General features: G+C 50.1%; 23 protein-coding genes, 2 tRNA genes and 1 other annotated feature. Of the genes, 24 read left to right on the forward strand and 1 reads right to left on the reverse strand.

The window, feature by feature from the left end:
* Positions 1-60: 60 nt before the first annotated feature.
* The 3 genes from J7E85_RS10935 (at position 61) to J7E85_RS10945 (ending at position 4980) form a co-directional block, all read left to right on the forward strand.
* A complete protein-coding gene (locus J7E85_RS10935) occupies positions 61-555 on the forward strand; it encodes a DivIVA domain-containing protein (protein WP_215157675.1) in 495 nt (164 codons plus the stop codon).
* Positions 556-620: 65 nt separating this feature from the next.
* Positions 621-901 (forward strand) — a binding site (T-box leader).
* A 395-nt stretch (positions 902-1296) separates the two neighbouring features.
* Positions 1297-4386 carry an isoleucine--tRNA ligase gene (ileS, locus tag J7E85_RS10940; RefSeq protein ID WP_215157677.1) on the forward strand — a complete coding sequence of 1030 codons (3090 nt, stop codon included), beginning with the start codon at positions 1297-1299 and terminating at the stop codon, positions 4384-4386.
* Between the two features lie 246 nt (positions 4387-4632).
* Positions 4633-4980 carry a DUF5665 domain-containing protein gene (locus J7E85_RS10945; RefSeq protein ID WP_215157743.1) on the forward strand — a complete coding sequence of 116 codons (348 nt, stop codon included), beginning with the start codon at positions 4633-4635 and terminating at the stop codon, positions 4978-4980.
* 62 nt (positions 4981-5042) lie between these two features.
* Here the strand turns inward: J7E85_RS10945 and J7E85_RS10950 are convergent, their stop codons facing one another.
* On the reverse strand, positions 5043-5783 hold the full coding sequence (locus tag J7E85_RS10950; protein WP_076320651.1) for a TraR/DksA C4-type zinc finger protein: 741 nt from the start codon (positions 5781-5783) through the stop codon (positions 5043-5045).
* Between the two features lie 209 nt (positions 5784-5992).
* Here J7E85_RS10950 and lspA point away from each other — a divergent pair, with 209 nt between their 5' ends.
* The 21 genes from lspA (at position 5993) to J7E85_RS11050 (ending at position 24373) form a co-directional block, all read left to right on the forward strand.
* Positions 5993-6493 (forward strand): signal peptidase II, encoded by a 501-nt coding sequence (lspA, locus tag J7E85_RS10955; RefSeq protein ID WP_215157679.1) that lies wholly within the window; start codon positions 5993-5995, stop codon positions 6491-6493.
* A complete protein-coding gene (locus J7E85_RS10960) occupies positions 6493-7464 on the forward strand; it encodes an RluA family pseudouridine synthase (RefSeq protein WP_215157681.1) in 972 nt (323 codons plus the stop codon). The genes lspA and J7E85_RS10960 overlap by 1 nt, the downstream gene beginning before the upstream one ends.
* A gap of 150 nt (positions 7465-7614) precedes the next feature.
* The gene (locus J7E85_RS10965; protein ID WP_215157684.1) at positions 7615-7770 is read left to right on the forward strand and encodes a hypothetical protein; all 156 of its coding nucleotides are present in this window, start codon (positions 7615-7617) and stop codon (positions 7768-7770) included.
* Positions 7771-7912: 142 nt separating this feature from the next.
* Complete coding sequence (abc-f, locus tag J7E85_RS10970; protein WP_215157686.1) at positions 7913-9877, forward strand: ribosomal protection-like ABC-F family protein; 1965 nt, start codon at positions 7913-7915, stop codon at positions 9875-9877.
* 116 nt (positions 9878-9993) lie between these two features.
* Entirely contained in the window at positions 9994-11247 is a 1254-nt protein-coding gene (locus tag J7E85_RS10975) for an LL-diaminopimelate aminotransferase (RefSeq protein ID WP_215157688.1), read from the forward strand.
* Between the two features lie 318 nt (positions 11248-11565).
* Positions 11566-12126 carry a bifunctional pyr operon transcriptional regulator/uracil phosphoribosyltransferase PyrR gene (pyrR, locus tag J7E85_RS10980; protein ID WP_215157690.1) on the forward strand — a complete coding sequence of 187 codons (561 nt, stop codon included), beginning with the start codon at positions 11566-11568 and terminating at the stop codon, positions 12124-12126.
* The gene (locus tag J7E85_RS10985; protein WP_179090579.1) at positions 12126-13037 is read left to right on the forward strand and encodes an aspartate carbamoyltransferase catalytic subunit; all 912 of its coding nucleotides are present in this window, start codon (positions 12126-12128) and stop codon (positions 13035-13037) included. The genes pyrR and J7E85_RS10985 overlap by 1 nt, the downstream gene beginning before the upstream one ends.
* Positions 13038-13158: 121 nt before the next feature.
* Positions 13159-14460: a dihydroorotase gene (locus J7E85_RS10990; RefSeq protein ID WP_215157692.1), complete on the forward strand. Its 1302-nt coding sequence runs from the start codon at positions 13159-13161 to the stop codon at positions 14458-14460.
* Between the two features lie 60 nt (positions 14461-14520).
* The gene (locus tag J7E85_RS10995; protein WP_215157694.1) at positions 14521-15657 is read left to right on the forward strand and encodes a carbamoyl phosphate synthase small subunit; all 1137 of its coding nucleotides are present in this window, start codon (positions 14521-14523) and stop codon (positions 15655-15657) included.
* 1 nt (position 15658) lies between these two features.
* A complete protein-coding gene (carB, locus tag J7E85_RS11000) occupies positions 15659-18865 on the forward strand; it encodes a carbamoyl-phosphate synthase large subunit (protein WP_215157702.1) in 3207 nt (1068 codons plus the stop codon).
* Positions 18866-18884: 19 nt separating this feature from the next.
* The gene (pyrF, locus tag J7E85_RS11005) at positions 18885-19622 is read left to right on the forward strand and encodes an orotidine-5'-phosphate decarboxylase (RefSeq protein ID WP_215157704.1); all 738 of its coding nucleotides are present in this window, start codon (positions 18885-18887) and stop codon (positions 19620-19622) included.
* On the forward strand, positions 19619-20260 hold the full coding sequence (gene pyrE / locus J7E85_RS11010; protein ID WP_215157706.1) for an orotate phosphoribosyltransferase: 642 nt from the start codon (positions 19619-19621) through the stop codon (positions 20258-20260). The genes pyrF and pyrE overlap by 4 nt, the downstream gene beginning before the upstream one ends.
* A 207-nt stretch (positions 20261-20467) precedes the next feature.
* On the forward strand, positions 20468-21052 hold the full coding sequence (locus J7E85_RS11015; protein WP_215157708.1) for a TetR/AcrR family transcriptional regulator: 585 nt from the start codon (positions 20468-20470) through the stop codon (positions 21050-21052).
* Positions 21053-21185: 133 nt separating this feature from the next.
* The gene (locus J7E85_RS33990; protein ID WP_251035633.1) at positions 21186-21449 is read left to right on the forward strand and encodes a hypothetical protein; all 264 of its coding nucleotides are present in this window, start codon (positions 21186-21188) and stop codon (positions 21447-21449) included.
* A 93-nt stretch (positions 21450-21542) separates the two neighbouring features.
* Positions 21543-21806, forward strand: a complete 264-nt coding sequence (locus tag J7E85_RS33995) for a hypothetical protein (protein WP_251035634.1) — start codon at positions 21543-21545, stop codon at positions 21804-21806.
* A 2-nt stretch (positions 21807-21808) separates the two neighbouring features.
* Positions 21809-22084 (forward strand): DUF4176 domain-containing protein, encoded by a 276-nt coding sequence (locus tag J7E85_RS11025; protein ID WP_215157710.1) that lies wholly within the window; start codon positions 21809-21811, stop codon positions 22082-22084.
* A gap of 44 nt (positions 22085-22128) precedes the next feature.
* A complete protein-coding gene (locus J7E85_RS11030) occupies positions 22129-22401 on the forward strand; it encodes a WXG100 family type VII secretion target (RefSeq protein ID WP_215157712.1) in 273 nt (90 codons plus the stop codon).
* A 177-nt stretch (positions 22402-22578) separates the two neighbouring features.
* The gene (locus J7E85_RS11035; protein WP_164817394.1) at positions 22579-22743 is read left to right on the forward strand and encodes a hypothetical protein; all 165 of its coding nucleotides are present in this window, start codon (positions 22579-22581) and stop codon (positions 22741-22743) included.
* An 82-nt stretch (positions 22744-22825) separates the two neighbouring features.
* Positions 22826-22902, forward strand: a tRNA-Met gene (locus J7E85_RS11040).
* A gap of 55 nt (positions 22903-22957) precedes the next feature.
* Positions 22958-23031, forward strand: a tRNA-Ile gene (locus tag J7E85_RS11045).
* Between the two features lie 754 nt (positions 23032-23785).
* On the forward strand, positions 23786-24373 hold the full coding sequence (locus J7E85_RS11050) for a hypothetical protein (RefSeq protein WP_215157714.1): 588 nt from the start codon (positions 23786-23788) through the stop codon (positions 24371-24373).
* Positions 24374-24682: the final 309 nt, after the last annotated feature.

The raw sequence follows: 24682 nt of genomic DNA on the forward strand, positions 1-24682 counted from the left end.
TTTGGCTAACACAGCGGATGAACCGTCCTGTAAGGCCCATATATTTAGGAGGTGCACACCATGCCATTGACGCCGCTTGATATACATAACAAGGAATTTGCCCGTCGAATTCGGGGTTATGATGAGGACGAGGTCAACGAGTTTTTGGATCAGATTATTAAGGATTATGAAAGTGTGATCCGGGAGAATAAAGAGTTGGGTAACCAGCTTATGACGATGCAAGAAAGACTGGATCATTTTTCGAATATTGAGGAAACCTTGTCTAAGACCATCATTGTCGCTCAGGAGGCGGCGGATGAGCTGAAGAACAACGCGAAGAAGGAAGCTCAGCTGATCATTAAGGAATCCGAGAAGAATGCGGACCGGATCATTAACGATGCGCTAGGTAAATCCCGCAAAATCGCGCTTGAGGTTGAAGAGCTGAAGAAGCAGGCTTCCATCTACCGCGCCCGCTTCCGTTCCTTGGTTGAGGCGCAGCTGGAGCTGTTGAAACAAGAAGGCTGGGAGACGCTGGAGAACCGTGAACCGAGTCTTGAACCAAAAGAGGTATACTAGGCGGGTATCCGGTTGACTTTTCTCGCGAAAGAGTCTATAACTAATAACATATTGTTGAATTATACAAGAATTCGTTGATGGGAATAGTACGCGAAGGATCTGTCCCTCAGAGAGCCGGCAGTTGCTGAAAGCCCGGCGTTCAGACCAAGCAGAAGATCATCCCGGAGAAGTGAAGCTGAAGCGTTTAACCGCGTGCGTAAGCTGAACCGTCAGCCGAACGTTACATCGGACCTTGCCTATTACATACAGGCATGGACATTGAGGTGTCGCTTGCGCAGGCTTTTTAGCGAAAAGTCGGTTAAGCGAAATTAGGGTGGTAACGCGAGAACAGGTTCTCGTCCCTTGGGGGATGAGGCCTTTTTTTATTTTCACAGAACATTTACGAAAAAGGGCGAGTTCAAAAAGGTCGGTTTTCAGCACCGAAGCTTATGCTTCCGATGTGCGTTTTTTCAAACGCTTCAGTTGGATGAAGCTAGGGAGTGAGGAGCGGAGCGTACGTAGTTTGTACGTGAGCACCGGAAGGCCCGGCTGAATTCAAGATTCGATGCCGAGTTGCTTCTTGATTCACTTCGTGTTAGATATAGAATTTATTAGTTATCAGCGGAGGCTGATGAAATTCTATATCGCAAGAAAACCTACCTATCATCGCGGTCGCTCATCCTTGAAGTGGCATCGATTAGGTTTTCTTATCAAAATCGGACTTTTTGAACAACCTCGAAAAAGAGTGAAAGGAAGATCTGCATGAACAGAGTAGATGTCAAGGAGAAGGCGCGGGCAAGAGAACTGCGCATCTTGAACAAATGGAACGAGGAGAATACGTTCAAGAAATCAATCGAGCTGCGGGCCGGCAAGCCGAACTATGTATTCTACGAAGGTCCCCCAACCGCAAACGGCGCGCCCCATATCGGTCATGTGCTCGGCCGGGTTATCAAGGATTTTGTGGGCCGTTATCAGACGATGAAAGGCTTCCATGTCGTTCGGAAAGCGGGCTGGGATACGCACGGACTTCCGGTGGAGCTTGGCGTAGAGAAGCAGCTTGGCATTTCCGGCAAGCAGGAGATCGAGAATTATGGCGTTGAAGCTTTTATCAAAAAGTGTAAATCCAGCGTATTTGAATATGAGCATAAATGGCGCGAGCTGACTGAAGCGATCGCTTATTGGACCGATCTGGATCATCCGTACATCACGCTCGAGAACAACTATATCGAGAGCGTATGGAACATTTTGGCGACGATTCATGATAAAGGCCTTCTGTATCGTGGTCACCGCGTAAGCCCATACTGCCCTTGCTGTCAGACCACGCTCAGCTCCCACGAAGTGGCTCAGGGTTATGAGGATGTTAAAGACCTTAGTGCAACGGCGAAGTTTAAGCTGCATGACAGCGGAGAGTATGTACTGGCATGGACGACGACGCCTTGGACGCTTCCGTCCCACGTAGCGCTGGCCGTTAATCCGGATATGGATTATGCCCGCGTCGAGCAGGAGGATGGCATCTATATCGTTGCTAAGAATCTGGTAGAGGATGTCATGAAGGGCGACTTTACCGTTCTATCGACGCTGAAAGGTTCTGAACTGGTCGGCAAGACTTACGATCCTCCGTTCCCGTATGTACAAGCGGAGAAAGCAAATCTCATCGTCGGCGCATCCTTTGTTACCGATGCAAGCGGTACGGGGATTGTACACATGGCGCCTGCACACGGTGAAGATGACTATCGCGTGTGCCGCGAGAATGGCATCAGCTTCGTGAGTGTCGTGAACGGCCAAGGCCGTTACACCGATGAAGTGACGGATTTTGCCGGACGCTTTGTCAAGGATTGCGATCTGGACATTGTGAAGGCATTGTCTGAAAAAGGACTGCTGTACAGCAAGGAGAAGTACGAGCACAGCTATCCATTCTGCTGGCGCTGTAAGTCTCCGCTGCTCTATTATGCAATGGAGAGCTGGTTTATCGAAACGACAGCGGTTAAGGATCAACTAATCGCGAACAACAATGAGGTAACCTGGTATCCGGGCCATGTGCGCGACGGCCGCTTCGGCAAATTCCTTGAAGATCTGGTCGATTGGAACATCAGCCGGAACCGTTATTGGGGAACGCCGCTCAATGTATGGGTCTGCGATTCTTGTGAAGGACAATTCTCGCCGCACAGCATTGCGGAGCTTCGCGCAAACGCGGTAGGTGAGGTAGCGGAGGATCTGGAGCTGCATAAACCTTATGTGGATGAAGTGAAAGTGAAATGCCCTCACTGTGAAGGCGGCGTGATGGAACGGACCTCGGAAGTCATCGACGTATGGTTTGACAGCGGATCGATGCCGTATGCGCAATACCATTATCCGTTCGAGGACAAGGAGAAATTCGAACAGCAGTATCCTGCCGATATGATCTGCGAAGGGATCGACCAGACGCGTGGCTGGTTCTACAGCTTGCTGGCTGTATCGACGCTCTTCACAGGCAAAGCCCCTTATAAAGCGGTGATGGCTACAGGCCATATTCTTGATGAGAATGGACAGAAGATGTCCAAATCCAAAGGCAACGTCATCGATCCTTGGGAAATCATCGAAGAGTACGGCACGGATGCGTTCCGTTGGGCGCTGCTGGCTGACAGTGCGCCATGGAACAGCAAACGCTTCTCGAAGGGAATTGTAGGCGAAGCCAAATCCAAGGTTGTGGATACGCTGGTCAATACTCATGCATTCCTGACGCTGTATGCCGGTATTGACGGTTATGATCCGAAGGAGCATGAGTTCAAGGGATCGAACCATAAGCTGGACCGCTGGATTCTGTCCCGCCTGAACAGCTTGATTCAAGTCGTTGATAAAGGATTGGCCGTGAATGATTTCCTGAATGCGGCAAAAGCAATCGAAGCTTATGTGGATGAGTTGAGCAACTGGTATATCCGCCGTTCGCGTGACCGTTTCTGGGGCAGCGGACTCGGGGAAGATAAGCTGGAGGCTTACGGAACGCTTACACATGTGCTGCTGACCCTCTCCAAGCTGATGGCTCCATTCACGCCGATGCTGTCTGAAGATATTTTCGTGAATTTGGGCGGAGGAGAAAGCGTGCATCTGGCCGACTTCCCGCAAGCCGACGAAGCATTGATCGACAAGGCGCTTGAGCAGGACATGGAGACCGCAAGACAGATCGTAGAGCTCGCGCGCAACGTCCGTAACGAGACAGGGATCAAAACGCGTCAGCCGCTGTCTGAGCTGATTGTGTCCATGGATCGTGAGTTTGATCTCTCCGGTTATCAAGACATCATCAAGGATGAGATCAATGTTAAAGTGATTGAGGTGGAGACCAGCGATAGTGGTTTCGTCGATTTTACACTGAAAATGAACCTGAAGGTCGCAGGCAAGAAATACGGTAAAAATATCGGTTTCCTGCAAGGGTTCCTGAAAGGCATGAGCAGTGACGAGACCCGCAAGGTGGTGCAAACGGGCGGCGTGAACGTTACTTCGCCGGAAGGTGAAGAATTACAGATCACGTCCGAAGAGCTGCTGGTGGAGAAGAAGGCGAAGGAAGGTTTCGCATCTGCTTCAGGTTATGGTTTAACCGTGGCGCTTAATACGGACATCACGCCAGAGCTGGAGCAAGAAGGCTGGGTTCGCGAAGTTGTGCGTGCCGTACAGGATACACGGAAGAAGCTGGACCTTCCGATCGAGAAGCGGGTCAATCTGACCCTGGATACAGATGATGAGCTTAAAGTTGCGATCACTGCATTTGAAGATGTGCTGCGCGAGAATGTCCTGGTTAACGAATTGCAATTCGGACAAAGCGAAGGCATGGAGCGGGTTGAGCTTGGTGGCAAAACCATTGGCATCCAAATCGCATAAGTAATAAATTGGTTATACAACACTGCCCTTATCTACAAGGGGCAGTGTTTTTTTTCGTATTCAAAAAAGTATCGGCTTTCGACAGGGATTCTCACATACGAATGAGATTCTTCCAATAGATGCATAATAATCAGCGAAATCAAAAGTAATGATAAACAGGCTGCGAGCACACATGGTGATGGAGCTGGAGCTGCTCTTGATCTCATTTATTTGATGTTGATTAGTTTAGGCAAAGGGGCGGTGGACATGGCGGAGAAGCCGGAAGCTGGGGTGTCAACTGAACAAAAAAAGCCGTTGGAGAATGAGCGGGACCAATTGAGCGCTATACACCGTATGACCACGGACATTGCAGAGCAGCTGGAGAAGGCCCGAATCGCAGAATACACCCAGCTGCTGAACCGCCCATGGAAATTGATATGGACCAATCTGCTGGCCGGGTCGGCCCGGGGTGTGGGAATCGCGATTGGCTTTACCTTTTTTGCGGCGACCATTATATACGCCCTGCAGGCGCTTGGCGCGTTGAACTTGCCAATTATCGGCGACTACATTGCGGATATTGTTCGGATCGTTCAGCGTCAGCTTGAACTAACGTGAGTTTTTATGTAATGCCCGGCAGCAATGCATCCAATTTTATGCTGCCGGTCATAAAGACTTATTTAACTTAAAGATTCATCATCTGGGTCGGCATGGGGATCCAGCAGGTAACTTCCTTCGCCCCGGTTTAGGTAATCGACATATTGCGGACTTCGAACGATAAACACTTCGGAGCCATCGATATTGGTTGCAACGAAATTTTCATACACTTCAACAAATCCGCCTTGATCATCGCCATTCTCGATATCCATCTCGTTATAGCTGTCAATTTCGTTGCCTTCCGCCAGAGCAGGGGAATTGGAGCTACCCCAGCTTTCGACGATCTGCCAGGCGTCCTCGCCGTCAAACGCAGCATACTCGTGCTCATCCATACTGGATTTTCCAAAAGCGGGAGCAAGGACTTCCTCCTCAACCGGACGATCACGGGAGACTCGTTCACGAGGCGTGTCTTTTATACAATATTGCGTATCCGGGAGAACCTCCAACCGCTCGTACGGAATCGGCTGGCCGCAGGTAAGGCACACGCCGTAACGGCCGTGATGAATCGCTTCAAGCGAAAAAATAACTCGCTGCAGCTCCTGATCCACCCTATCCTGAAGGGCGAGGTCTTTTCCTCTTTCAAACATCTCGCTTGCCAAGTCCCCAGGGTGATTATCAATATGGGACAGCTCGCCGGTCATATCTCTCTCCGATTCCCCCAGCCCATGTTGGTCGTTATATACCATGCGCCGTTCAAGCTCAACCTTTCGATCCATCAGCTTTTGTTGCAAATTATTGAGTTGCTCCTGAGTTAGATGCGACATGTCAGGCTCCTTTCATGGTCCGAAATTGACCTTCTGGTTCATATGTATATAGTGCACCCATTGAGATGGTTTTACTGACGGAAAATGTTCTCGCCACTGGACAGGAATGGACGGTTTCTGAGCCGCTGTGCTACAATAAGACGAGTTACTGACCGATCAGCGAAGTGATCGCCTGATTGGAGAAGACAAGAACGGAGTGACATAAACAAGTGGTGTATTATTTGATTGCATTTGTTTTATTTCTTATCGATCAGGGAACCAAGTACTTGATTGCCACGAAGCTTGAGCTTTATGAACAGATCCCTGTGATCGGAGATTTCTTCCTGATTACGTCCAGTCGAAACCGGGGAGCCGCGTTTGGCATACTGCAGGATCAATTATGGTTCTTCATTGTGGTGACGCTAATCGTTGTGGGCGGGATTGTCTGGTACCTGCGGAAGGTATCGAAAGAAGGACGTAAGCTGCTGCCTACGGCTCTTGCGCTTGTACTTGGCGGGGCAGTTGGAAACTTCATCGATCGCCTGGTGATGGGAGAGGTTGTCGATTTCCTGCAATTTAATTTTGGCAGCTACACATTCCCGATTTTTAATATTGCCGATTCTTGTATCGTCATCGGTGTGGGATTGATCATATTGGATACGCTTCTGGAAGGAAGACGCGAGAAGATCAAGACAACAAGTGAAGTTTCTGGCACAGAAGGGAATGAATAATGTTGCAAGAAGGTATGGATACAGATACGGAATGGACAGGCGAAACGGGGCACGAATCCGAAACCTATGAGTGGACGGTGGATGCAGAATCTGCCAAAACCCGTATAGATAAATACATAACAGAGAACCTCGGTGAGAATGTGTCACGCTCCCAGGTGCAGTTATGGATTACCGATGGACATGTCATCGTTAATGAAGGCCCAGTTAAGTCTAATTACAAAGTGAGTCAGGGTGACCGCATCCTGCTGAAGGTTCCTGAGCCATCGGCAGTAGAGATTATTCCGGAGGACATCCCGCTAGAGATCGCGTTTGAAGATGCAGACGTCATTGTTGTGAACAAGCCAAGAGGGATGGTTGTTCATCCCGCTCCTGGTCATTCCTCGGGCACTCTTGTGAACGCATTAATGTTTCACTGCAAGGATTTGTCAGGTATCAACGGTGAACTCCGGCCTGGCATCGTGCATCGGATTGATAAAGATACAACCGGTCTTATTATGGCAGCGAAGAATGATAAAGCTCATGCTTCTCTTGCGGCTCAGTTGAAGGATCACAGCGTGAACCGTCGTTATCTGGCTTTGGTTCATGGCAATATGAGTCATGATCAAGGGACCGTTGACGCGCCAATCGGACGGGATGCACATGATCGTAAATTGTATACGGTCACGGACCGGAACAGCAAGCATGCGGTAACCCATTTTACCGTTATAGAACGCTTCGGTGATTACACTCTTCTTGAGCTGAAGCTGGAGACTGGGCGTACGCATCAAATCCGCGTGCATATGAAGTATATCGGCCATCCTCTCGTGGGGGATCCCGTATACGGCAAGAGCAAGGGCATAAAATTGGACGGCCAAGCCCTTCACGCAGCCGTTTTGGGTTTTGTCCATCCTTCGAGTGGTGAGTATATGGAGTATTCGGCGCCGATGCCGAATGATATGGAAGAACTTTTGACGATTCTAAGGGGCCGCTAGCGGTTCCTTTTCGCATTTATATGTTTTGGGGTCCCCGCAAAGTATTTGGAGTAAGCATCGAAGCAATCCACTTTGTGGGGCTATTTTTCTTGCCATTCCATCCCGGGATATGTTATAGTGACGATAACTTTGATGAAGGAGGTGAGCAGGATGAATATCGAGATGGTTAACAACCGTATTAGCCAGCTGCCTTTAGCTATGGCTGGCATTGTTCATGCATTTCTCTACAACGGGAGAGGTCTGTCCAATTTTACCGATACGGTTTGTACCATCGCGAGAAGTCACCTGCCTGCCTGCACGGATTAAGCCTATTTAGGCTTACCATTCTTGAAGGGTCCGCGGAGCTTGCTCTGTGGGCCCTTTTTGCGTTGCAGTCCGGGTCTTCTCCCTAATCTATACGCTTTTGCGAACAGGTTGAATGTTCGCAGCATACAGGAGGAAACCTAGAATGAATATAATCAATGTACAGAAAATGACGCAATACCACGGTGCTCATCTGGTACTGGACCAGATATCGTTTGAAATACAGGAAGGCGAGAAGGTTGCGCTTATTGGAAGGAACGGCAGCGGGAAGTCGACGCTGATGCGCCTGCTTGCCGGTTTGGATCAGCCAAACGAAGGGCAGCTGGCTATAAAGAAGGGGGCGAAAATCGGATATTTAGAGCAGATTCCGAGCCATATGGATACCTGGACGGTGCTGGATGTATTGTCACAGGGATTGAGTCACTTGAAGGATTACCGGGCGGAAATGACAGAGCTTGAGGGGAAAATGAGTGACCCGGACATCGCTGGAAATGCGGAGCTGCTCGATCGAGTGCTGCGGAAATACTCAGCGCTTCAGGAACGCTTTGAGACAGAGGGTGGTTATGAACTGGAAGCGAGCATCGACAAAATCGCTTCCGGGCTGCAAATACCCAAGAGCGAGTACGGACTGGCCTTTGGCTCGTTGTCCGGTGGAGAACAAACCCGTGTCGCGCTGGCATCGCAGCTGATCGTACAGCCGGATTTGCTCTTGCTTGATGAACCGACCAACCATCTGGATTTGGCACGTACGGAATGGCTGGAGGAATTCTTACGTGAATATCCGGGAACCTGTGTGATAATCTCCCACGACCGATATTTTCTGGATCGGGTCGTGTCCAAAACGATTGAGCTTGAAGATGGCGAAGCTTTTACTGCCCATGGTGGCTACACCGCGTTCATGAAAGATAAGGAAGAGCGTTTGCTGCAGCAGTTTGCCGACTACCAGGAGCAGCAGAAAGTAATCAAGAAGATGAAGGAATCCATCAAGCAGCTTGAAGAGTTCGGCCGGATTGGCGGCAATGAGAAGTTTTTCAAGCGCGCGGCTTCCATGAGACGGGCACTGGAGCGGATGGAACGGGTAAAGAGACCCGTGCTGGAACGAAGACAGGCTGATTTTGAACTGAATCCTCAGGATCGTTCCGGTCGCCGCGTGGCATACTTTGAGCAAGTTGAGGTTTCCTATGGGAATCAGGCAGTGCTGAGGGGAGCATCCGGTCTAATCGAATTTGGCGAGAAAATTGCACTGATGGGCTCGAACGGCAGCGGGAAAACAACGCTATTCAAAGTGCTGTTGCGCGAGCTTACGCCTGATTCCGGTTCGCTTGAATGGGGTTCGCGTGTCGATGTAGGCTACCTCGCTCAGCAGGAGGAGCCAGACAATCCGAAGGAAACGGTGCTTCAATATTTCCGGGAGAAGGCTGGAGTAGAAGAGGGAGAAGCTCGAGGAATATTGGCAAGGTATTTGTTCTATGGTGCGGCCGTGTTCAGATCGGTGGGGCAGTTGTCCGGAGGGGAATGGACACGATTGAGACTAGCCCTGCTAATCCATCAGAAGCCGAACCTGCTGCTTCTGGATGAACCCACGAACCATCTGGATATTGCCTCCCGCGAAGCGTTGGAGGATGCACTGCAGGATTATGCTGGGACCGTTCTTGCCATTTCGCATGACCGTTATTTTGTGAATCAAGTGTCTCGTAAAGTATGGGATTTGAATCAAGGGAAGCTGACCGTCTATCATGGCAATTATGACGAATTCCGGGATAAGAAAGACCGGCTTGAAGCGGCATTGCAGGCAGGGGAGCTATCAGCGGGCGTTGATGTTATTCCGAAACAGAAACTGGCCCAGCAGCTCCAAGTGAAGGATAGCCCTTCTCCGCTTTCCAAACGCGTAAAAGCGGATCGTTCTACCGCCGAAAGGTCCAAATGGTTGGAGGAGGAGATTGCTCGTATAGAGTTCCGCATCCGGCAGCTTGACAGCTGGCTTGAGACGGAAGGCGACGATTTACACGAGGATACGGATCTGTCGCTGCTTGAGCAGCGCTGGAACGAGCGGGAGTCGCTATCTGCCAGTCGTGACGAGTTCCTTGCGGAATGGCTGGAGCTGACTTAAGCTCCGACCAGCCGAAAAAGTACAAATCATTTGATATATAATGCATGGCTCCAGTTGTGATTTTCCTGCATATTTAGGATGAGTATGAAAGCTAGAGTAGGAGATGAATACAAATCATGAGCATGGATAAATATCAGGAAACGTACATTCAACAGAGCTTCGCCAACCGGATCGGCGGTGCTAATTATGGCAAAGATACAGCCATTTATAAATTCGAGAAGATCAAAAGAGCGAAGGCAGCTGCGAAGCAGGAACATCCTGGCACGGAGCTGATCGATATGGGGGTTGGCGAGCCGGATGAGATGGCGGATGCAGGCATCGTGGCGAAGCTGGCAGAAGAAGCGGCGAAGCAGGAAAACCGCGGCTATGCGGATAACGGAATTCCGGAGTTCAAGGAAGCAGCTGTTCGCTACTTGAAGAATGTATTTGGTGTCGAAGGCATTGATGCCGCTACAGAAGTTCTGCACTCCATCGGTTCCAAGCCGGCCCTGGCCATGCTGCCGTCCTGCTTCATTAACCCTGGGGACATCACCATCATGACGGTTCCCGGATACCCTGTACTCGGTACGCATACCAAGTACTTGGGCGGCGAAGTTTACAATGTGGAGCTGAAAAAAGAGAATGGATTTCTGCCGGATCTCAGCTCGATCCCTGAGGACATTGCACGCCGTGCCAAACTGCTCTACCTGAACTATCCGAACAACCCGACGGGTGCCAGCGCAACGGCCGAGTTTTTCACCGAGGTTGTCGAGTGGGCCCGCAAGTATGGCGTTGTTGTTGTCCATGACGCTCCTTATGCAGCGCTCACTTACGATGGTTTGAAGCCGCTCAGCTTTCTCTCCGTCCCCGGCGCGAAAGATGTTGGCGTAGAGCTTCACTCCCTGTCCAAATCTTATAACATGACAGGATGGCGCATTGGTTTCATCGCCGGTAACCCGCTAGTGGTTAAAGCCTTTGGTGATGTGAAGGACAACAACGATTCCGGACAATTCATCGCCATTCAAAAAGCTGCCGCATACGGTCTGGACAATCCGCAAATTACGGAGAAGATTGCTGAGAAGTATTCCCGTCGCCACAATATGCTGGTAGACGTGTTGAACGGGCTTGGTTTTACGGCCGAGAAGCCGAAGGGTTCCTTCTTCCTCTATGTTGAGGCTCCAAAAGGCGTTAAAGGCGGACGCCGTTTTGAATCCGGCGAAGATTTCTCCCAATATCTGATTCGCGAGAAATTGATCTCTACCGTACCATGGGATGATGCGGGACACTTCGTACGTTTCTCCGTAACCTTTATTGCTGACGGCGAGGAAGAAGAGAAACGCGTCATTTCCGAAATTCGCAGAAGACTTAGCGATGTAGAATTTGAATTCTAATGAACACCATATAAATTCCGCTTGGCACACGACATTATTCGACATGATCGCTGTTGACATCTCCTGTAGGGTCTGTCATAATGAGATCAATCGAATAGCACCTTTAAATCAGTCCCGTGAGGCTGGCAAGGTAACGTGAACCGAGGTTCATTAACAGGAGGCATGGCTCTGTCTGCGGATAGATGCTGCGCTTTCGACACTATCTCTATGAGATCAACTCCTTGTCCAGCCGGGCAAGGAGTTTTTTTGTGTGTAATGAACTCACGGATCGTCTGAACTAAAGAGGGCTGATCAAACGTTTAGAAGGAGGACTTAAGGATGAGCAACGAACAGCATGTGATTATGGACGAGACGGCCATCCGCCGCGCACTAACGAGAATTGCCCATGAAATATTGGAAAAGAATAAAGGGATTGAGGACTGTGTCCTGGTCGGCATTCGCACACGCGGCGTGTTCCTGGCTCAGCGAATCGCTGAGCGAATGAATGAGATTGAAGGTACACCGATTCCATGGGGAGAGATCGACGTGACTTCCTACCGCGATGACAGAGACAGCAAGGAAGCCACTGCAGAACGGGTAGAGGGAGCGAAGCACAGTCTGGAACACCTGAATATTCATGATAAGAAAGTCATTTTGTTTGATGACGTGTTGTACACCGGACGGACGATTCGGGCTGCGATGGATGCCCTCATGGACTGCGGGCGGCCTAGAATGATACAGCTGGCGGTTCTGGCAGATCGCGGACATCGCGAACTGCCCATCCGGCCGGATTATATCGGTAAGAACGTTCCTACCTCCAAACATGAGGAAATTACGGTTGCATTGACCGAATTCGACGGCAAGGACGAAGTGACCATTAGCCAAAGAGAGGAACGATAATCATGACAACAGCCATTTCATTGAAAGAACGTAGCCTCTTAGGTTTGAAGGATATTAGCAGAGACGAGATTGGATCGATCCTGAGTCGGGCGTCATATTGGGAAGCACAGTCCGAGAAAGTGGTGCCGGTACTTAAATCGAAATTTGCGGTTAATATGTTCTTCGAGAACAGCACCAGAACGAGATTTTCGTTTGAAATGGCTGAGAAAAGACTCGGCGCCGAGGTGATGAACTTTGCAGCGGCAGCCTCCAGCGTCGAGAAGGGCGAGTCCATCTACGATACCGTAAGAACACTGGAATCCATGGGGATCGATGCCGGCGTCATCCGGCTGAAACCCTCCGGAGTGCTTCAGGAGCTTGGGGAGCGGATCTCGATCCCGCTAGTCAATGCGGGTGATGGCAACAACGAGCATCCTACCCAGGCGCTACTCGATCTGTATACGATGAAGAAAAGCTTCGGAGAGCTTAAAGGATTGACGGTATCCATTATCGGAGACATCAAGCATAGCCGGGTTGCGCGTTCGGACCTGTGGGCACTGCAGAAGTTCGGAGCCCATGTGCAATTCTGCGCACCGGAAACGATGCAGGCTCCAGAGCTAGCTCAGTATGCGCCCTATGTATCAATGGAGAAGGCACTAAAGGCAGATGTGGTGATGATGCTGAGGGTTCAGCTGGAACGCCATAGCGAAGGTGCATTCAAATCCAGCGCGGAATACCGGCAGCAGTATGGTTTAACGGAAGAACGGGCGGCCAAGCTGTCAGAGCACACGATGATTATGCACCCGGCACCGGTGAATCGCAATGTTGAAATCGACGATGCGGTCGTGGAAAGTCCTAAATCGATGATATTCAAGCAGATGGCGAACGGAGTGCCCATTCGCATGGCGGTTATGGAACGGGCGATGGGCTGATTCGAAAACGTGATATACGGTGTATAGAATGAATATGCGCTAATATTTATACACAAAAGTGAATTTTTATTATACAATATACAAAGAAGCGAATGGTGCTTCTGCTGCGGAGGGAATCAAGATGCAAATGCAAGTGATAAAGAATGCCAAAGTGATCAATGAACGAGGACAGCTCGAAGATAAACATATCGTCATTGCAGACGGATTGATTCAGTTGGTTGCAAGTGATATCGCAGCTATGCCGGAAATGGACGATAACGTTCAACTAATCGATGCCGAGGGCAAACTGGTCACACCGGGATTCATCGATATGCATGTGCACTTGAGAGAGCCCGGTTATGAGCACAAGGAAACGATCGAGAGCGGCAGCCGCTCGGCAGTGAAAGGCGGCTTTACAACCATCGCCTGCATGCCGAACACAAGACCAGTGACCGATTCGCCGGAAACGGTGAAGCTTGTGCTGGATAAGGCTAGTGAAACGGGTCTGGCCAAGATGCTGCCTTACGCAGCCATTACCAAAAACGAGCTGGGCCGCGAACTGACGGATTTTGAGGCCTTAAAGGCAGCAGGTGCGATCGGGTTTACGGATGACGGCGTTGGTGTGCAGAACGCACAGATGATGAAAGATGCCATGAACAAAGCGAAAGCGCTGGGCATGCCGGTCATTGCTCACTGTGAGGATGACTCGCTGGTAAAAGGGGCTTGCGTGACGGAAGGCAAGTTCGCTCAAAAGCACGGCCTGAAAGGTATACCCAATGAGTCGGAAGCGATCCATGTCGGACGGGACATTCTGCTTACCGAAGCCACCGGCGTACATTACCACGTATGCCATGTGAGCACAGAGCAGTCCGTACGCTTGATCCGCCAAGCAAAAGCGATTGGCATCTCGGTAACGGCCGAGGTATGCCCGCACCATCTGGTTCTCTCTGACGAAGATATTCCCGGCCTGGATGCCAACTGGAAGATGAACCCGCCGCTGCGCACCCCGCGTGATGTGGAGGCTTGTATAGAAGGTCTGCTGGATGGAACGCTCGATATGATCGTAACGGATCATGCGCCGCACAGCGCGGAAGAGAAGGCGAAAGGCATGGAGCTTGCACCATTCGGTATTGTAGGATTCGAAACAGCATTCCCGCTGCTCTATACCAAATTCGTCGCCACTGGCAAATGGGATCTCGGCTTGCTGGTAAAGAGGATGACCAGCGATCCGGCAAGAGTATTCGGTCTTGCAACGGGTGTGCTGGAAGTCGGTAAAGCAGCGGATCTGACCATGATAGATCTCGAAGCAGAGAAAGAAGTGAATCCGGAAGAGTTCGCAACGAAAGGACGCAACACGCCATTTACAGGCTGGAAGCTGAAAGGCTGGCCTGTGATGACTTGGGTGGACGGCGAAGTGAAATGGTCGGAGCAGCACGGATTTTAAGTAACACTTAGGCAAAAGACTTATAAAATAAATTACACATAGATGACAGGAGTGATCGGGATGCAGGCAAGATTGTTACTGGAGGACGGAACGCTGTTCAGTGGAAAATCCTTCGGCGCGGATGCTGAAATGACCGGAGAGGTTGTTTTCAATACAGGGATTACAGGATATCAAGAGGTGCTGAGCGACCCGTCTTACTGTGGACAGATCGTGACCATGACGTACCCTTTGATCGGAAACTACGGCATCACGCGGGATGACTTTGAATCCATTCGGCCGTTCGTCCACGGATTCGTTGTTCGTCGTCATGAGCCTGTTCCTAGCAACTGGCGTGCAGAATATAGCGTTGACAGCTTATTGAAGGAATACGGTATTCCAGGGATCAGCGAGATTGATACCCGGATGTTGACCCGGATCATTCGTCACTACGGTACGATGAAGGGGATTCTGACCACTTCCAACAAGCCAGTGGAAGAGCTTAAGGAGATGCTCGGTGATACGACGATCGCCGAACTCCGCAATCAGGTCGCAAAAACCTCTACGCCGCAAATGTTTACAAGCCCAGGCTCCAAGGAGCGGATCGTTCTGGTTGACTTCGGTGCAAAAAGCGGAATTCTGCGCGAACTTACTTCCCGTGGCTGCGATGTGATGGTCGTTCCGCATGACACGACGGCTGATGAAATCCGCAGACTTCACCCGGACGGCATTCAGTTGTCCAACGGCCCTGGGGACCCGAAAGACGTTCCATACGCGGTCGATATGGTCAAAGAACTGCTTGGCGAATATCCGATCTTCGGCATCTGCCTTGGCCACCAATTGTTTGCACTGGCTGCGGGCGCTGATACCGAGAAGCTGAAGTTCGGCCACCGCGGTGGGAACCATCCGGTAAAAGAGCTTGCCAGCGGACGCTGCTACATCACTTCCCAGAATCACGGCTATACGGTAAATGAAGATTCCGTCAAAGGGACGGATCTGGAAGTTACACATATCAACAATAACGATAAATCGATTGAAGGCTTGAAGCACTCGAAAGTCCCGGCCTTCTCCGTGCAATATCATCCTGAAGCTGCACCTGGTCCGCAAGACAGCAGTTATCTGTTCGATCAATTTCTTGAAATGATAAGAGACCATAAACAGAATGAAATCCGGAAACCGCGCCAAGCGGTTCTGGCCGCAGCCGTGAAAGGAGCTCATTAATATGCCTAAAAATGATTCATTGAAAAAAATTCTCGTCATCGGCTCCGGTCCGATTGTCATCGGGCAAGCAGCGGAATTTGACTACGCTGGAACCCAAGCCTGCCAAGCATTGAAAGAAGAAGGTATCGAGGTTGTGCTGATTAACAGCAACCCGGCGACCATCATGACGGACACGAACATGGCGGATAAAGTATATATCGAGCCAATTACGCTCGAATTTGTTACACAGATCATCCGTCAAGAGCGTCCGGACGGATTGCTCCCGACGCTTGGAGGGCAAACGGGTCTGAATATGGCCGTTGAGCTTGCACGCGCAGGTATTTTGGAGCAGGAAAATGTGAAGCTGCTCGGAACGCAGCTGGAGTCCATCGAGAAAGCGGAAGACCGCGACTTGTTCCGTGAGCTGATGCGTGAACTCGATCAGCCTGTACCGGAAAGCACGATTGTAACGACTCTGGAAGAGGCGCTTGACTTCGCAAATGAGATTGGTTATCCGCTGATCGTGCGCCCGGCATACACTTTGGGCGGCACCGGCGGCGGTATCTGCGCAACCGAAGAGGAACTGCGTGAAACGGTAAGTTCCGGACTTCGTTACAGCCCGATCACGCAATGTTTGGTCGAGAAGAGCATCGCAGGTATGAAAGAAGTCGAGTATGAGGTTATGCGCGACGCGAACGACAACTGCATCGTGGTATGTAACATGGAAAACTTTGATCCAGTCGGCGTTCATACCGGCGACAGTATCGTCGTGGCACCAAGCCAGACCCTGTCCGATCGCGAGTATCAAATGCTCAGATCCGCATCGCTGAAAATCATCCGCGCCCTGAACATTGAGGGCGGTTGTAACGTGCAATTCGCGCTGGATCCAAACAGCTATCAATATTATGTCATCGAGGTAAACCCTCGGGTCAGCCGCTCTTCTGCCCTTGCTTCCAAGGCAACAGGCTACCCGATCGCGAAGATGGCAGCAAAAATTGCGATGGGTTACACCTTGGACGAGATCGTCAACCCTGTAACGGGACAGACTTATGCTTGCTTTGAGCCTACGCTGGACTATATCGTCAGCAAAATTCCACGCTGGCCGTTCGACAAGTTCATCCACGCAAACCGGAAGCTGGGAACTCAGATGAAGGCAACCGGCGAAGTGATGGCGATTGGCCGCACCTTCGAAGAATCGATCCATAAAGCGGTTCGCTCTCTGGAGATCGGTGTGCACCGCCTTTACTTGAAGGGGGCTAATGAGCTGAGCGATGAAGTGCTCCAGCAGCGTCTGATCAAAGCCGACGATGAGCGGATGTTCCTAATCGCGGAAGCGTTCCGCCGCGGGTATGGACTTCAGCAGATTCAGGACCTGACGAATATCGACTGGTGGTTCCTGGACAAAATCGAGCGCCTGATCCAATACGAGGATCATATTCGCAGCGAAGCGTCACTGACTTACGAAACGCTGTACGAAGCGAAGCGACTCGGCTTTACGGATCGTGCGATAGCCGAGCTGCGCGCAGAAGGCAATGCCAGCACGCACACAACCGAGGAGTCGATCGGATTCCTGCGTCGCGAGCATGGATTGCGCCCGGTTTACAAAATGGTGGATACTTGCGCCGCGGAGTTTGAGGCAACGACGCCGTACTACTACTCGACGTACGAAACGGAGAATGAAGTCATCGAATCAGCCAAGGAGAAGGTCATCGTACTGGGCTCCGGACCGATTCGGATCGGTCAAGGGATCGAGTTCGACTACTCCACGGTGCACGCTGTATGGGCGATCCAGAAGGCGGGATACGAAGCGGTTATCATTAACAACAACCCGGAGACCGTCTCCACTGACTTTAATACGTCGGACCGACTCTACTTCGAACCGCTCTTCCTCGAAGATGTCATGAACGTCATCGAGCAGGAGAAACCGATCGGTGTCATCGTACAGTTTGGCGGGCAGACAGCAATTAACCTCGCTGACCCGCTCAGCAAAGCGGGCGTGAAGATTCTGGGTACCAGCTTGGAAAGCATTGACGAAGCCGAGGACCGTAAAAAATTCGAAGCGCTTCTGTCCAGACTCGAGATTGCCCAACCGAAAGGAAAAACTGTAATTTCGGTTGATGATGCTGTAGAAACTGCGCAATCACTGGGTTATCCTGTTCTGGTAAGACCATCTTATGTACTCGGTGGACGCGCGATGGAGATTGTATACTCCGACAGCGAGCTGCTGAGCTACATGAAAGAGGCGGTTAAGATTAACCCGGATCATCCGGTTCTGATCGACCGTTACATGATGGGTAAAGAAGTGGAAGTAGACGCGATCTGCGATGGCGATACGGTGCTGATTCCAGGCATCATGGAACATGTAGAGCGCGCGGGCGTTCACTCCGGTGACTCGATTGCGGTATATCCTCCACAGTACTTGTCCCAGGACCTGAAAGACAAGATTGCCGAAATTACGATCAAAATTGCCAAAGAGCTGAATACACGCGGACTTGTTAACATCCAGTTCGTTATCTATAAAAATGAAGTGTACGTGATCGAAGTGAATCCGCGTTCTTCCCGGACGGTTCCGTTCCTGAGCAAGGTAACAGGCATCCCGATGGCGAACCTGGCAACACAGGCTATCATGGGCAGCAAGCTGAAGGATCTTGGATACGAGGAAGGCATGTGGCCGGAAAGCGAACATGTATCGGTTAAAGTACCGGTCTTCTCCTTTGCTAAACTTCGCCGCGTTGAGCCTACACTTGGACCGGAAATGAAATCCACCGGTGAGGTTATGGGCCGGGACGTGAAGTATGCCAAAGCGCTGTACAAAGGTCTGATCGGTGCAGGCATGAAAATTCCTTCAACGGGTGCGATTATCGCTACCATCGCAGATAAAGATAAAGCTGAAGCTACAGCACTGCTGAAAGGCTTCCATAAGCTTGGTTATAAAATCATCGCCACAGGCGGCACAGCTGCTGCATTGAAAGAGGCGGGTCTTAACGTGACCACCATTAATAAGCTGTCCGAGGGAACACCGAATATTCTGGATATGATCCGTACAGGCGAAGCAAATTTCGTGTTCAACACATTGACCAAGGGTAAAACGCCGCAGCGTGACGGATTCAGAATTCGCCGTGAAGCGGTAGAAAACGGTGTGGTATGTATGACCTCGCTCGATACGGTTCGTGAGCTTCTGACGATGCTGGAGACCATCAACTTCTCCTCTGAAGCGATGCCGGTTTAATCGAGAAGGAGGGATATAGATGAACGCCAGCTACAATGAAATGGCGGGCCGCCTGATGGTGGCCCTGGATTACCCGGATGCCGAGCGCGCGAAAGCATTAGTGCAGCAGCTGGAGGGTATTCCGTGTTATATGAAGGTCGGTATGCAGCTGTTCTACGCTGCCGGTCCAGATTTTGTTAAAGAATTAAAAGCAAAAGGCTATTCCGTGTTCCTGGATGTGAAGATGCATGATATTCCGAACACGGTAAAAGGCGGGTCGGATAGCGTAACGCGGCTGGGTGTGGACATGTTTAATGTCCATGCCAGCGGCGGCGCTCTCATGATGCAGGCGGCAAAAGCCGGGGCGGAGGCCGCAGTGGCGGACACCCCGGGTCTTGCCATGCCTACGATCATTGCGGTAACCCAGTTGACTAGTACGAGTCAGAATGTCATGAATAACGAAATTGGTATCCCGGGTTTGGTGGAGGATGCGGTCGTACGTTATGCGAAGCTGGCTCAGCAAGCGGGGCTGCATGGCGTTGTCGCTTCATCGCTTGAAGTGGAGGCCATTCGGTCCGCATGCGGCCAAGCGTTTCAGACCGTTATACCGGGTATCCGTCCAGCCGGTGCGGATATCGGAGACCAGGCTCGGGTCCTTACACCAGGGGAAGCCATCCGCAAGGGCAGTCATTATCTGGTTGTTGGCCGTCCCATTACGGAATCCCCGAGCCCGAGACAAGCTGCAGAACAGATTATTGAGGAGATGATTCAAGCATGAGTACACTCGCGAATATTCCACATCAGATCGCATCTTATTTGCTGAAGATTGAGGCCGTTTCTCTTAGACCTCACCAGCCGTTTACATGGACGTCGGGAATTAAGTCCCCGATCTACTGTGACAATCGCTTGACGATGTCCTATCCCGAGATTCGCGACTACATTGCTGAATCGTTCGCAGCCGTCATCCGGGAGCAATATCCGGAGGCCGAGGCCATTGCCGGAACGGCTACAGCCGGGATTCCGCATGCGGCCTTTGTATCCCAGAAGTTGAACCTGCCCATGTCCTATATCCGGGACAAAGCAAAGGGTCATGGCAAGGAAAACCTAATCGAAGGCTTGATCAAGCCAGGTCAGAAGGTGGTTGTGATCGAGGATTTGATCTCCACGGGCGGCAGCTCGCTCAAAGCGGCGCAAGCGGTCAAGGATGCAGGGGCAGAGCCGCTGGCGGTACTGGCCATATTCAGCTATCAGCTGGATAAAGCGGTACAAGCCTTCGCCGAAGCTGGGATTCCGCTGCAAAGCTTGTCCAACTACGGTGCGCTGATTGATGTAGCGTTATCCGAGAATCGGATTCAGGAACAGGATGTGGAGCTTCTTCAATCCTGGAGATCGAATCCAACTTCCTTTGGCGTGTAAACAACTTATTCCAGCTAAAATTATCAGGCTGTCGTCTTTGTGAGTTATCGCAGAGCGACAGCTTTTTTTATTATAATGAGGCGAAGACAATCCATGGTGGGTGCCGGGTTGACAGCGGCAGGCTGGATCGTTACATTAGGACTGTACGCGGCTGGTAGCCAGCCATCGCTGTCCTTATGCTGATATAGAAGGGATATAGTCTAACAGATGAATGCTAAGAAAGAAGCAGTGCTTGAAGCCGGGAAGCGGTTGTTCTTGGAGCAAGGGATTTTACAGACAAGTATGGAGCAGATTGCCGAAGCGGTCCCCGTTTCCAAGATGACGATTTATAACTACTATCAGAGCAAAGAGGGCTTGCTGGATCATGTCGTGGACCGGATGGTCGACGAGCTCATGGCGATTTACCGCGATATGATGGACCAGGCAAAAGATCCGCTTGAGGCGTTAACCGTCTTCTGCAGGGATCAGCACAAATTTTCGGCGTTTGTATCGCAGAAATTTGTGGCGGATCTGGCCAAATTCCCGGAGCAGATGGACAAGCTGCTCCAATTCAACCAGAAATTCGTTGTTCCGGAATTTGAAATGTTGATCTTTAAAGGCCAGCAGCTTGGACAGATACGGAAAGACATCTCTCCGCAGGTATTGGTCGCGTTCCTTACTTTTATCAAGGAATTTACAGCCCGGAACGAATGGTACCATGGTCTGGGGAGCCTGAACATGATCAGTGAACAGCTAATGACGATTCTTTATCACGGTATAATCCAGCAGAAAGATCCGTCTAATCTAACATGAGGTACAAGAACATTCCAGAGGTGATTTCGACCCGGGAATGTTTTTTTATGAAAAATCACCGAAGGATTGTAAATGGGGGTCGAGAAGGTAGGTTCTACGATAGCCGGATGGTTCAAATAAGGGGAGTGTCAAGATGAGCACAAAGATTTCAGAGGAAGAACAGTTTCATTTCCGGCTAATCCCTGCCGAGCAGATACGGGGCGGCATTGTATGTTTTTTGTTTATTATGCTGATCCCTGCACTGGTTACGCTGGCGGTCACTTGTGAGATCGCTATACTCAAAATGATGTATGACATGGCCGGAGTTGAATCCATCGGGTATGGGCTAAGCTCGGCAGCGGTGATGCTTCTGCTGCTCCTCGTTTTTTATGTGTTGCATTTCAGAGCACTGCAGTAAAGGACCTACCAGTCCATCGAGCGCAAAGGCGGCGTTGGAAAAGCGGGCAAAGCGGCCCTGCTGTTTGCAGCTATTGGTTACACTGGGTATTACGTGGTGGTTGCGGTAACCGGCGATCTTGGCGGATTTGTGATGGGTATGGCGGCCTTTTCTGTTCTGTTAATTCTCGGTCTGTACATGGCCGTTGTTTTCATTCATCGGTATAAGTTCATCCAAAACAATATGGATAAGCTGAAAGCTCATTATCCCGTACTGGGATTGCCGAAGGAGCAGCGGAACGCCGCGTTTCTGAACAAACTGAATCAGGGCCGTACGCCTGCGGCACCGCACCGGAGGAGCAAGAAAAGGAGAGGATAATTATGACGCAACAACAGCAGTTGCTGCCAAATGGATCGATTGTCATTTTGAAAGAAGGCGAGAAGAAGCTGGTAATCTACGGTCGCAAGCAAATTCTGGCGCTTGAGCAGCCGCAATTGTTCGACTATTTGGCTTGTCCGTATCCGGAAGGGTATGTCAGCCCGGAGTTTACCTACGTCTTTAATCATGAGGATATCCAGGAGATTATATTTACCGGTTACCAGGATGAAGAGGAAGAACAGTTTCAGGCCATATTGGCTGAGACGAAGCCTACATAACATGCGAGAGCATATTCATAAAGGGAGGAGCGTGAGGTAGACCCATGTCAGGACGTATAGAGGTATCCCCCGAGGAGCTGCGCCGCGCTGCGGCAGACATTCGAAGCGGGAGTGACTACGGCGGAGAATTGGTCGCGCGATTGTCCCAGGTTATTGAAACGTTGAATGCCGAATGGGAAGATGTTTCCCAGCAGCGGTTTCGTACTGAGGCGGAGGAGACGAAGGTGGAGCTGATGAATTTTATCCAGATGATGAATTCCATGGAGCAAGAGCTTATGAGCATTGCCGCCCGGTTTGCGGAGGCTGACGGTCAATAGGCGCGGCTTATACCTAAGGTGACAATCAATCGTATCCGTATCATGATGTGGTACGGGGTATGGCTGATTGTTTTTTTGGGAGATCTTGAAGAAGTTTGTTGGACTTCGGTTTTTTTGTGGAAGTTTGGATATAATATGACAGCATTACATTATCATTCGGGTAAGGAGTCGCATAGGATGAACTGGGTATATTACGGAAAGCTGTATACAAGCAAATTTCAGGCGGGCTGCTTCGCTAAACGTTTGGAGCAGGATGGCTGGCTGTTCGGGTACCATGATCCGCGGATGGTGGAGGTTTACCGTTCCAAAAAGGGTCGCTATGGCGTGCGGTTTATGCCTTGAGAAAATTCCATTAAAACAGCACTTGACTTGTTGTAGGGAAATGGTGTATATTTATTCTTGTCGCTGTTTAATACAGCATTGACGCGGGGTGGAGCAGTTCGGTAGCTCGTCGGGCTCATAACCCGAAGGCCGCAGGTTCAAATCCTGCCCCCGCAACCAATTTTTAATCGATGTATGTATGACGTCCTTATGTTTATGTGTACATGTATGTTCAGGGCCCTTAGCTCAGTTGGTTAGAGCGGTCGGCTCATAACCGACTGGTCGGGGGTTCGAGTCCCTCAGGGCCCACTTTATCGAAAACCCTTGCGATGCAAGGGTTTTTTGCTGTTTATTGGGCTGTTTAGTTGAGTGAAAAACTATGGTGAAAAACGCATTTGCTAACGGCAGCTATTGATCCACAGTATCGTTCATTGAACATTGCTGTGGTCATTCCAAGGCGTTCAACTGCGACTTTCAACACCCATGCGGTATCCCCAATTCGGTAAACGGGGACGGCCACTTTCCGTCCCCGTTTTTGATTAAGTTCATTGTACATAAACTGAACATAAAACAACGAGGAGATCAGTGCTGTAGTTAAAGGAACTGAAAAAGATTTTTATGAAGAAGGCGCCCGATCAGGTATTTATTTCAAATGACAAAATTTAAGTTGTCTAAGGCGTGTTTATTTGTCTGCGAACATGATATCGTGACAAGGGCAGAAAATAGTAGAGAAGGGGCACAGCGTTGGCGTGTGCCCCTTATTTGTCGTGCATCCATAGATAGAAATCAACAGGACATCAACGGTATAAGATCATGGTTCATGAGTTAGGGCTATCAGAGTTGGAGGTGTCAGTTGTTGACCTGGACGATCGGCAAGAACTCTATGTAGCAGGTTTGATTCTATGGTCACCAAGCAAAATGTGAGACCGATCTCCGTTTTTACGGGGGGCTATTTTCATTTGAGGAAATTGAGCAATTTGACTAATCATTTGTCCATATCCATTAAATCCACGGAGTCATATATATGTTAAAGATTCGTTGATAAAAAAGGAGGAAGCATAAAATGCACAAAAGAACAGTACTAGGAAAGGCAAATAGTACGGCCAAACAACTACAAGCGCCTAGAAGACGTAACGGAATCCGGGCGAGTAGCGTTGCAAAGGTAATGAGAACGATGATTGCCGCACAAAGATCATTGAATGCACAAAATCCGGTTGTTATTAGTCAAAGAACTAGGAGAATAAGTACAAATCGAAATTGGGTAAACGCACTTGAAATCGAGCGAAATCCGGCATGGGTAGCACCGCAATCTGGTGAATCGTACGTTTGGGGAAGAAATGACCCTAACGGTCCTGCTGCTGTGGTCGCCAGAAGATTTACGATTAGAGACGATATTGAGAGAGCTAGCTTATTCCTGTCCGTTGATAACTTTGCCATCGTTTTAATAAATGGACGGCCGGTAGTTATCGACAATCCGCAGGGCAATGTTTCATTCTTTAATCCGGGAAGATCGTTTAATATTAGGCGTTTCCTTCGGAGAGGTACAAATGATATTGTGATCGCCGCTTTTAACTTCCCGTCAAATGCAAACAGAAGCGGAGATAATCCAGCAGGTGTCCTTGCACGTATCGAAATTGAACTAGAAGATTAGTCCGGTAGTAGCTCTAAGTTCAATCGGTTGCGAACGCTTAACGTTGCCGATGTCGTAATCATCGCCATGTTCGACTTTAATTCGCCGCAACCGGTATGTTGAACATAAAAGATAGGAGTAGACGACTTTTTTTGATGACCGAGTTTTTTTAAATGATGTGCTCCTCATCGACGTACTAAGCTGACTAAGCTAACGGAACTATAGTTTTGAACAAACCGCCTAATGATTGGGCGGTTTTTCTTAGTACGCCCAGCATGGGCGTCATCTCTAGGGTGAAAGTCCCGAACGGGGGCTGGCGAGCGCCTACCG

Origin of the sequence: Paenibacillus sp. ISL-20, from assembly GCF_018613005.1 — a bacterium.
Classification (GTDB): Bacteria; Bacillota; Bacilli; order Paenibacillales; family Paenibacillaceae; genus Paenibacillus_AQ.

Coding starts and splice junctions, on each gene's coding strand:
- pyrF (WP_215157704.1), top strand. CDS start 18,885: ATGAACGCCAGCTACAATGAAATGGCGGGCCGCCTGATGGTGGCCCTG.
- abc-f (WP_215157686.1), top strand. CDS start 7,913: ATGAATATAATCAATGTACAGAAAATGACGCAATACCACGGTGCTCAT.
- J7E85_RS33990 (WP_251035633.1), top strand. CDS start 21,186: ATGAGCACAAAGATTTCAGAGGAAGAACAGTTTCATTTCCGGCTAATC.
- J7E85_RS11050 (WP_215157714.1), top strand. CDS start 23,786: ATGCACAAAAGAACAGTACTAGGAAAGGCAAATAGTACGGCCAAACAA.
- J7E85_RS11015 (WP_215157708.1), top strand. CDS start 20,468: ATGAATGCTAAGAAAGAAGCAGTGCTTGAAGCCGGGAAGCGGTTGTTC.
- J7E85_RS11025 (WP_215157710.1), top strand. CDS start 21,809: ATGACGCAACAACAGCAGTTGCTGCCAAATGGATCGATTGTCATTTTG.
- J7E85_RS10945 (WP_215157743.1), top strand. CDS start 4,633: ATGGCGGAGAAGCCGGAAGCTGGGGTGTCAACTGAACAAAAAAAGCCG.
- J7E85_RS11030 (WP_215157712.1), top strand. CDS start 22,129: ATGTCAGGACGTATAGAGGTATCCCCCGAGGAGCTGCGCCGCGCTGCG.
- J7E85_RS10990 (WP_215157692.1), top strand. CDS start 13,159: ATGCAAATGCAAGTGATAAAGAATGCCAAAGTGATCAATGAACGAGGA.
- J7E85_RS10960 (WP_215157681.1), top strand. CDS start 6,493: ATGTTGCAAGAAGGTATGGATACAGATACGGAATGGACAGGCGAAACG.
- J7E85_RS10995 (WP_215157694.1), top strand. CDS start 14,521: ATGCAGGCAAGATTGTTACTGGAGGACGGAACGCTGTTCAGTGGAAAA.
- J7E85_RS10950 (WP_076320651.1), bottom strand. CDS start 5,783: ATGTCGCATCTAACTCAGGAGCAACTCAATAATTTGCAACAAAAGCTG.
- pyrR (WP_215157690.1), top strand. CDS start 11,566: ATGAGCAACGAACAGCATGTGATTATGGACGAGACGGCCATCCGCCGC.
- carB (WP_215157702.1), top strand. CDS start 15,659: ATGCCTAAAAATGATTCATTGAAAAAAATTCTCGTCATCGGCTCCGGT.
- J7E85_RS10965 (WP_215157684.1), top strand. CDS start 7,615: ATGAATATCGAGATGGTTAACAACCGTATTAGCCAGCTGCCTTTAGCT.
- J7E85_RS11035 (WP_164817394.1), top strand. CDS start 22,579: ATGAACTGGGTATATTACGGAAAGCTGTATACAAGCAAATTTCAGGCG.
- ileS (WP_215157677.1), top strand. CDS start 1,297: ATGAACAGAGTAGATGTCAAGGAGAAGGCGCGGGCAAGAGAACTGCGC.
- J7E85_RS10975 (WP_215157688.1), top strand. CDS start 9,994: ATGAGCATGGATAAATATCAGGAAACGTACATTCAACAGAGCTTCGCC.
- J7E85_RS10935 (WP_215157675.1), top strand. CDS start 61: ATGCCATTGACGCCGCTTGATATACATAACAAGGAATTTGCCCGTCGA.
- pyrE (WP_215157706.1), top strand. CDS start 19,619: ATGAGTACACTCGCGAATATTCCACATCAGATCGCATCTTATTTGCTG.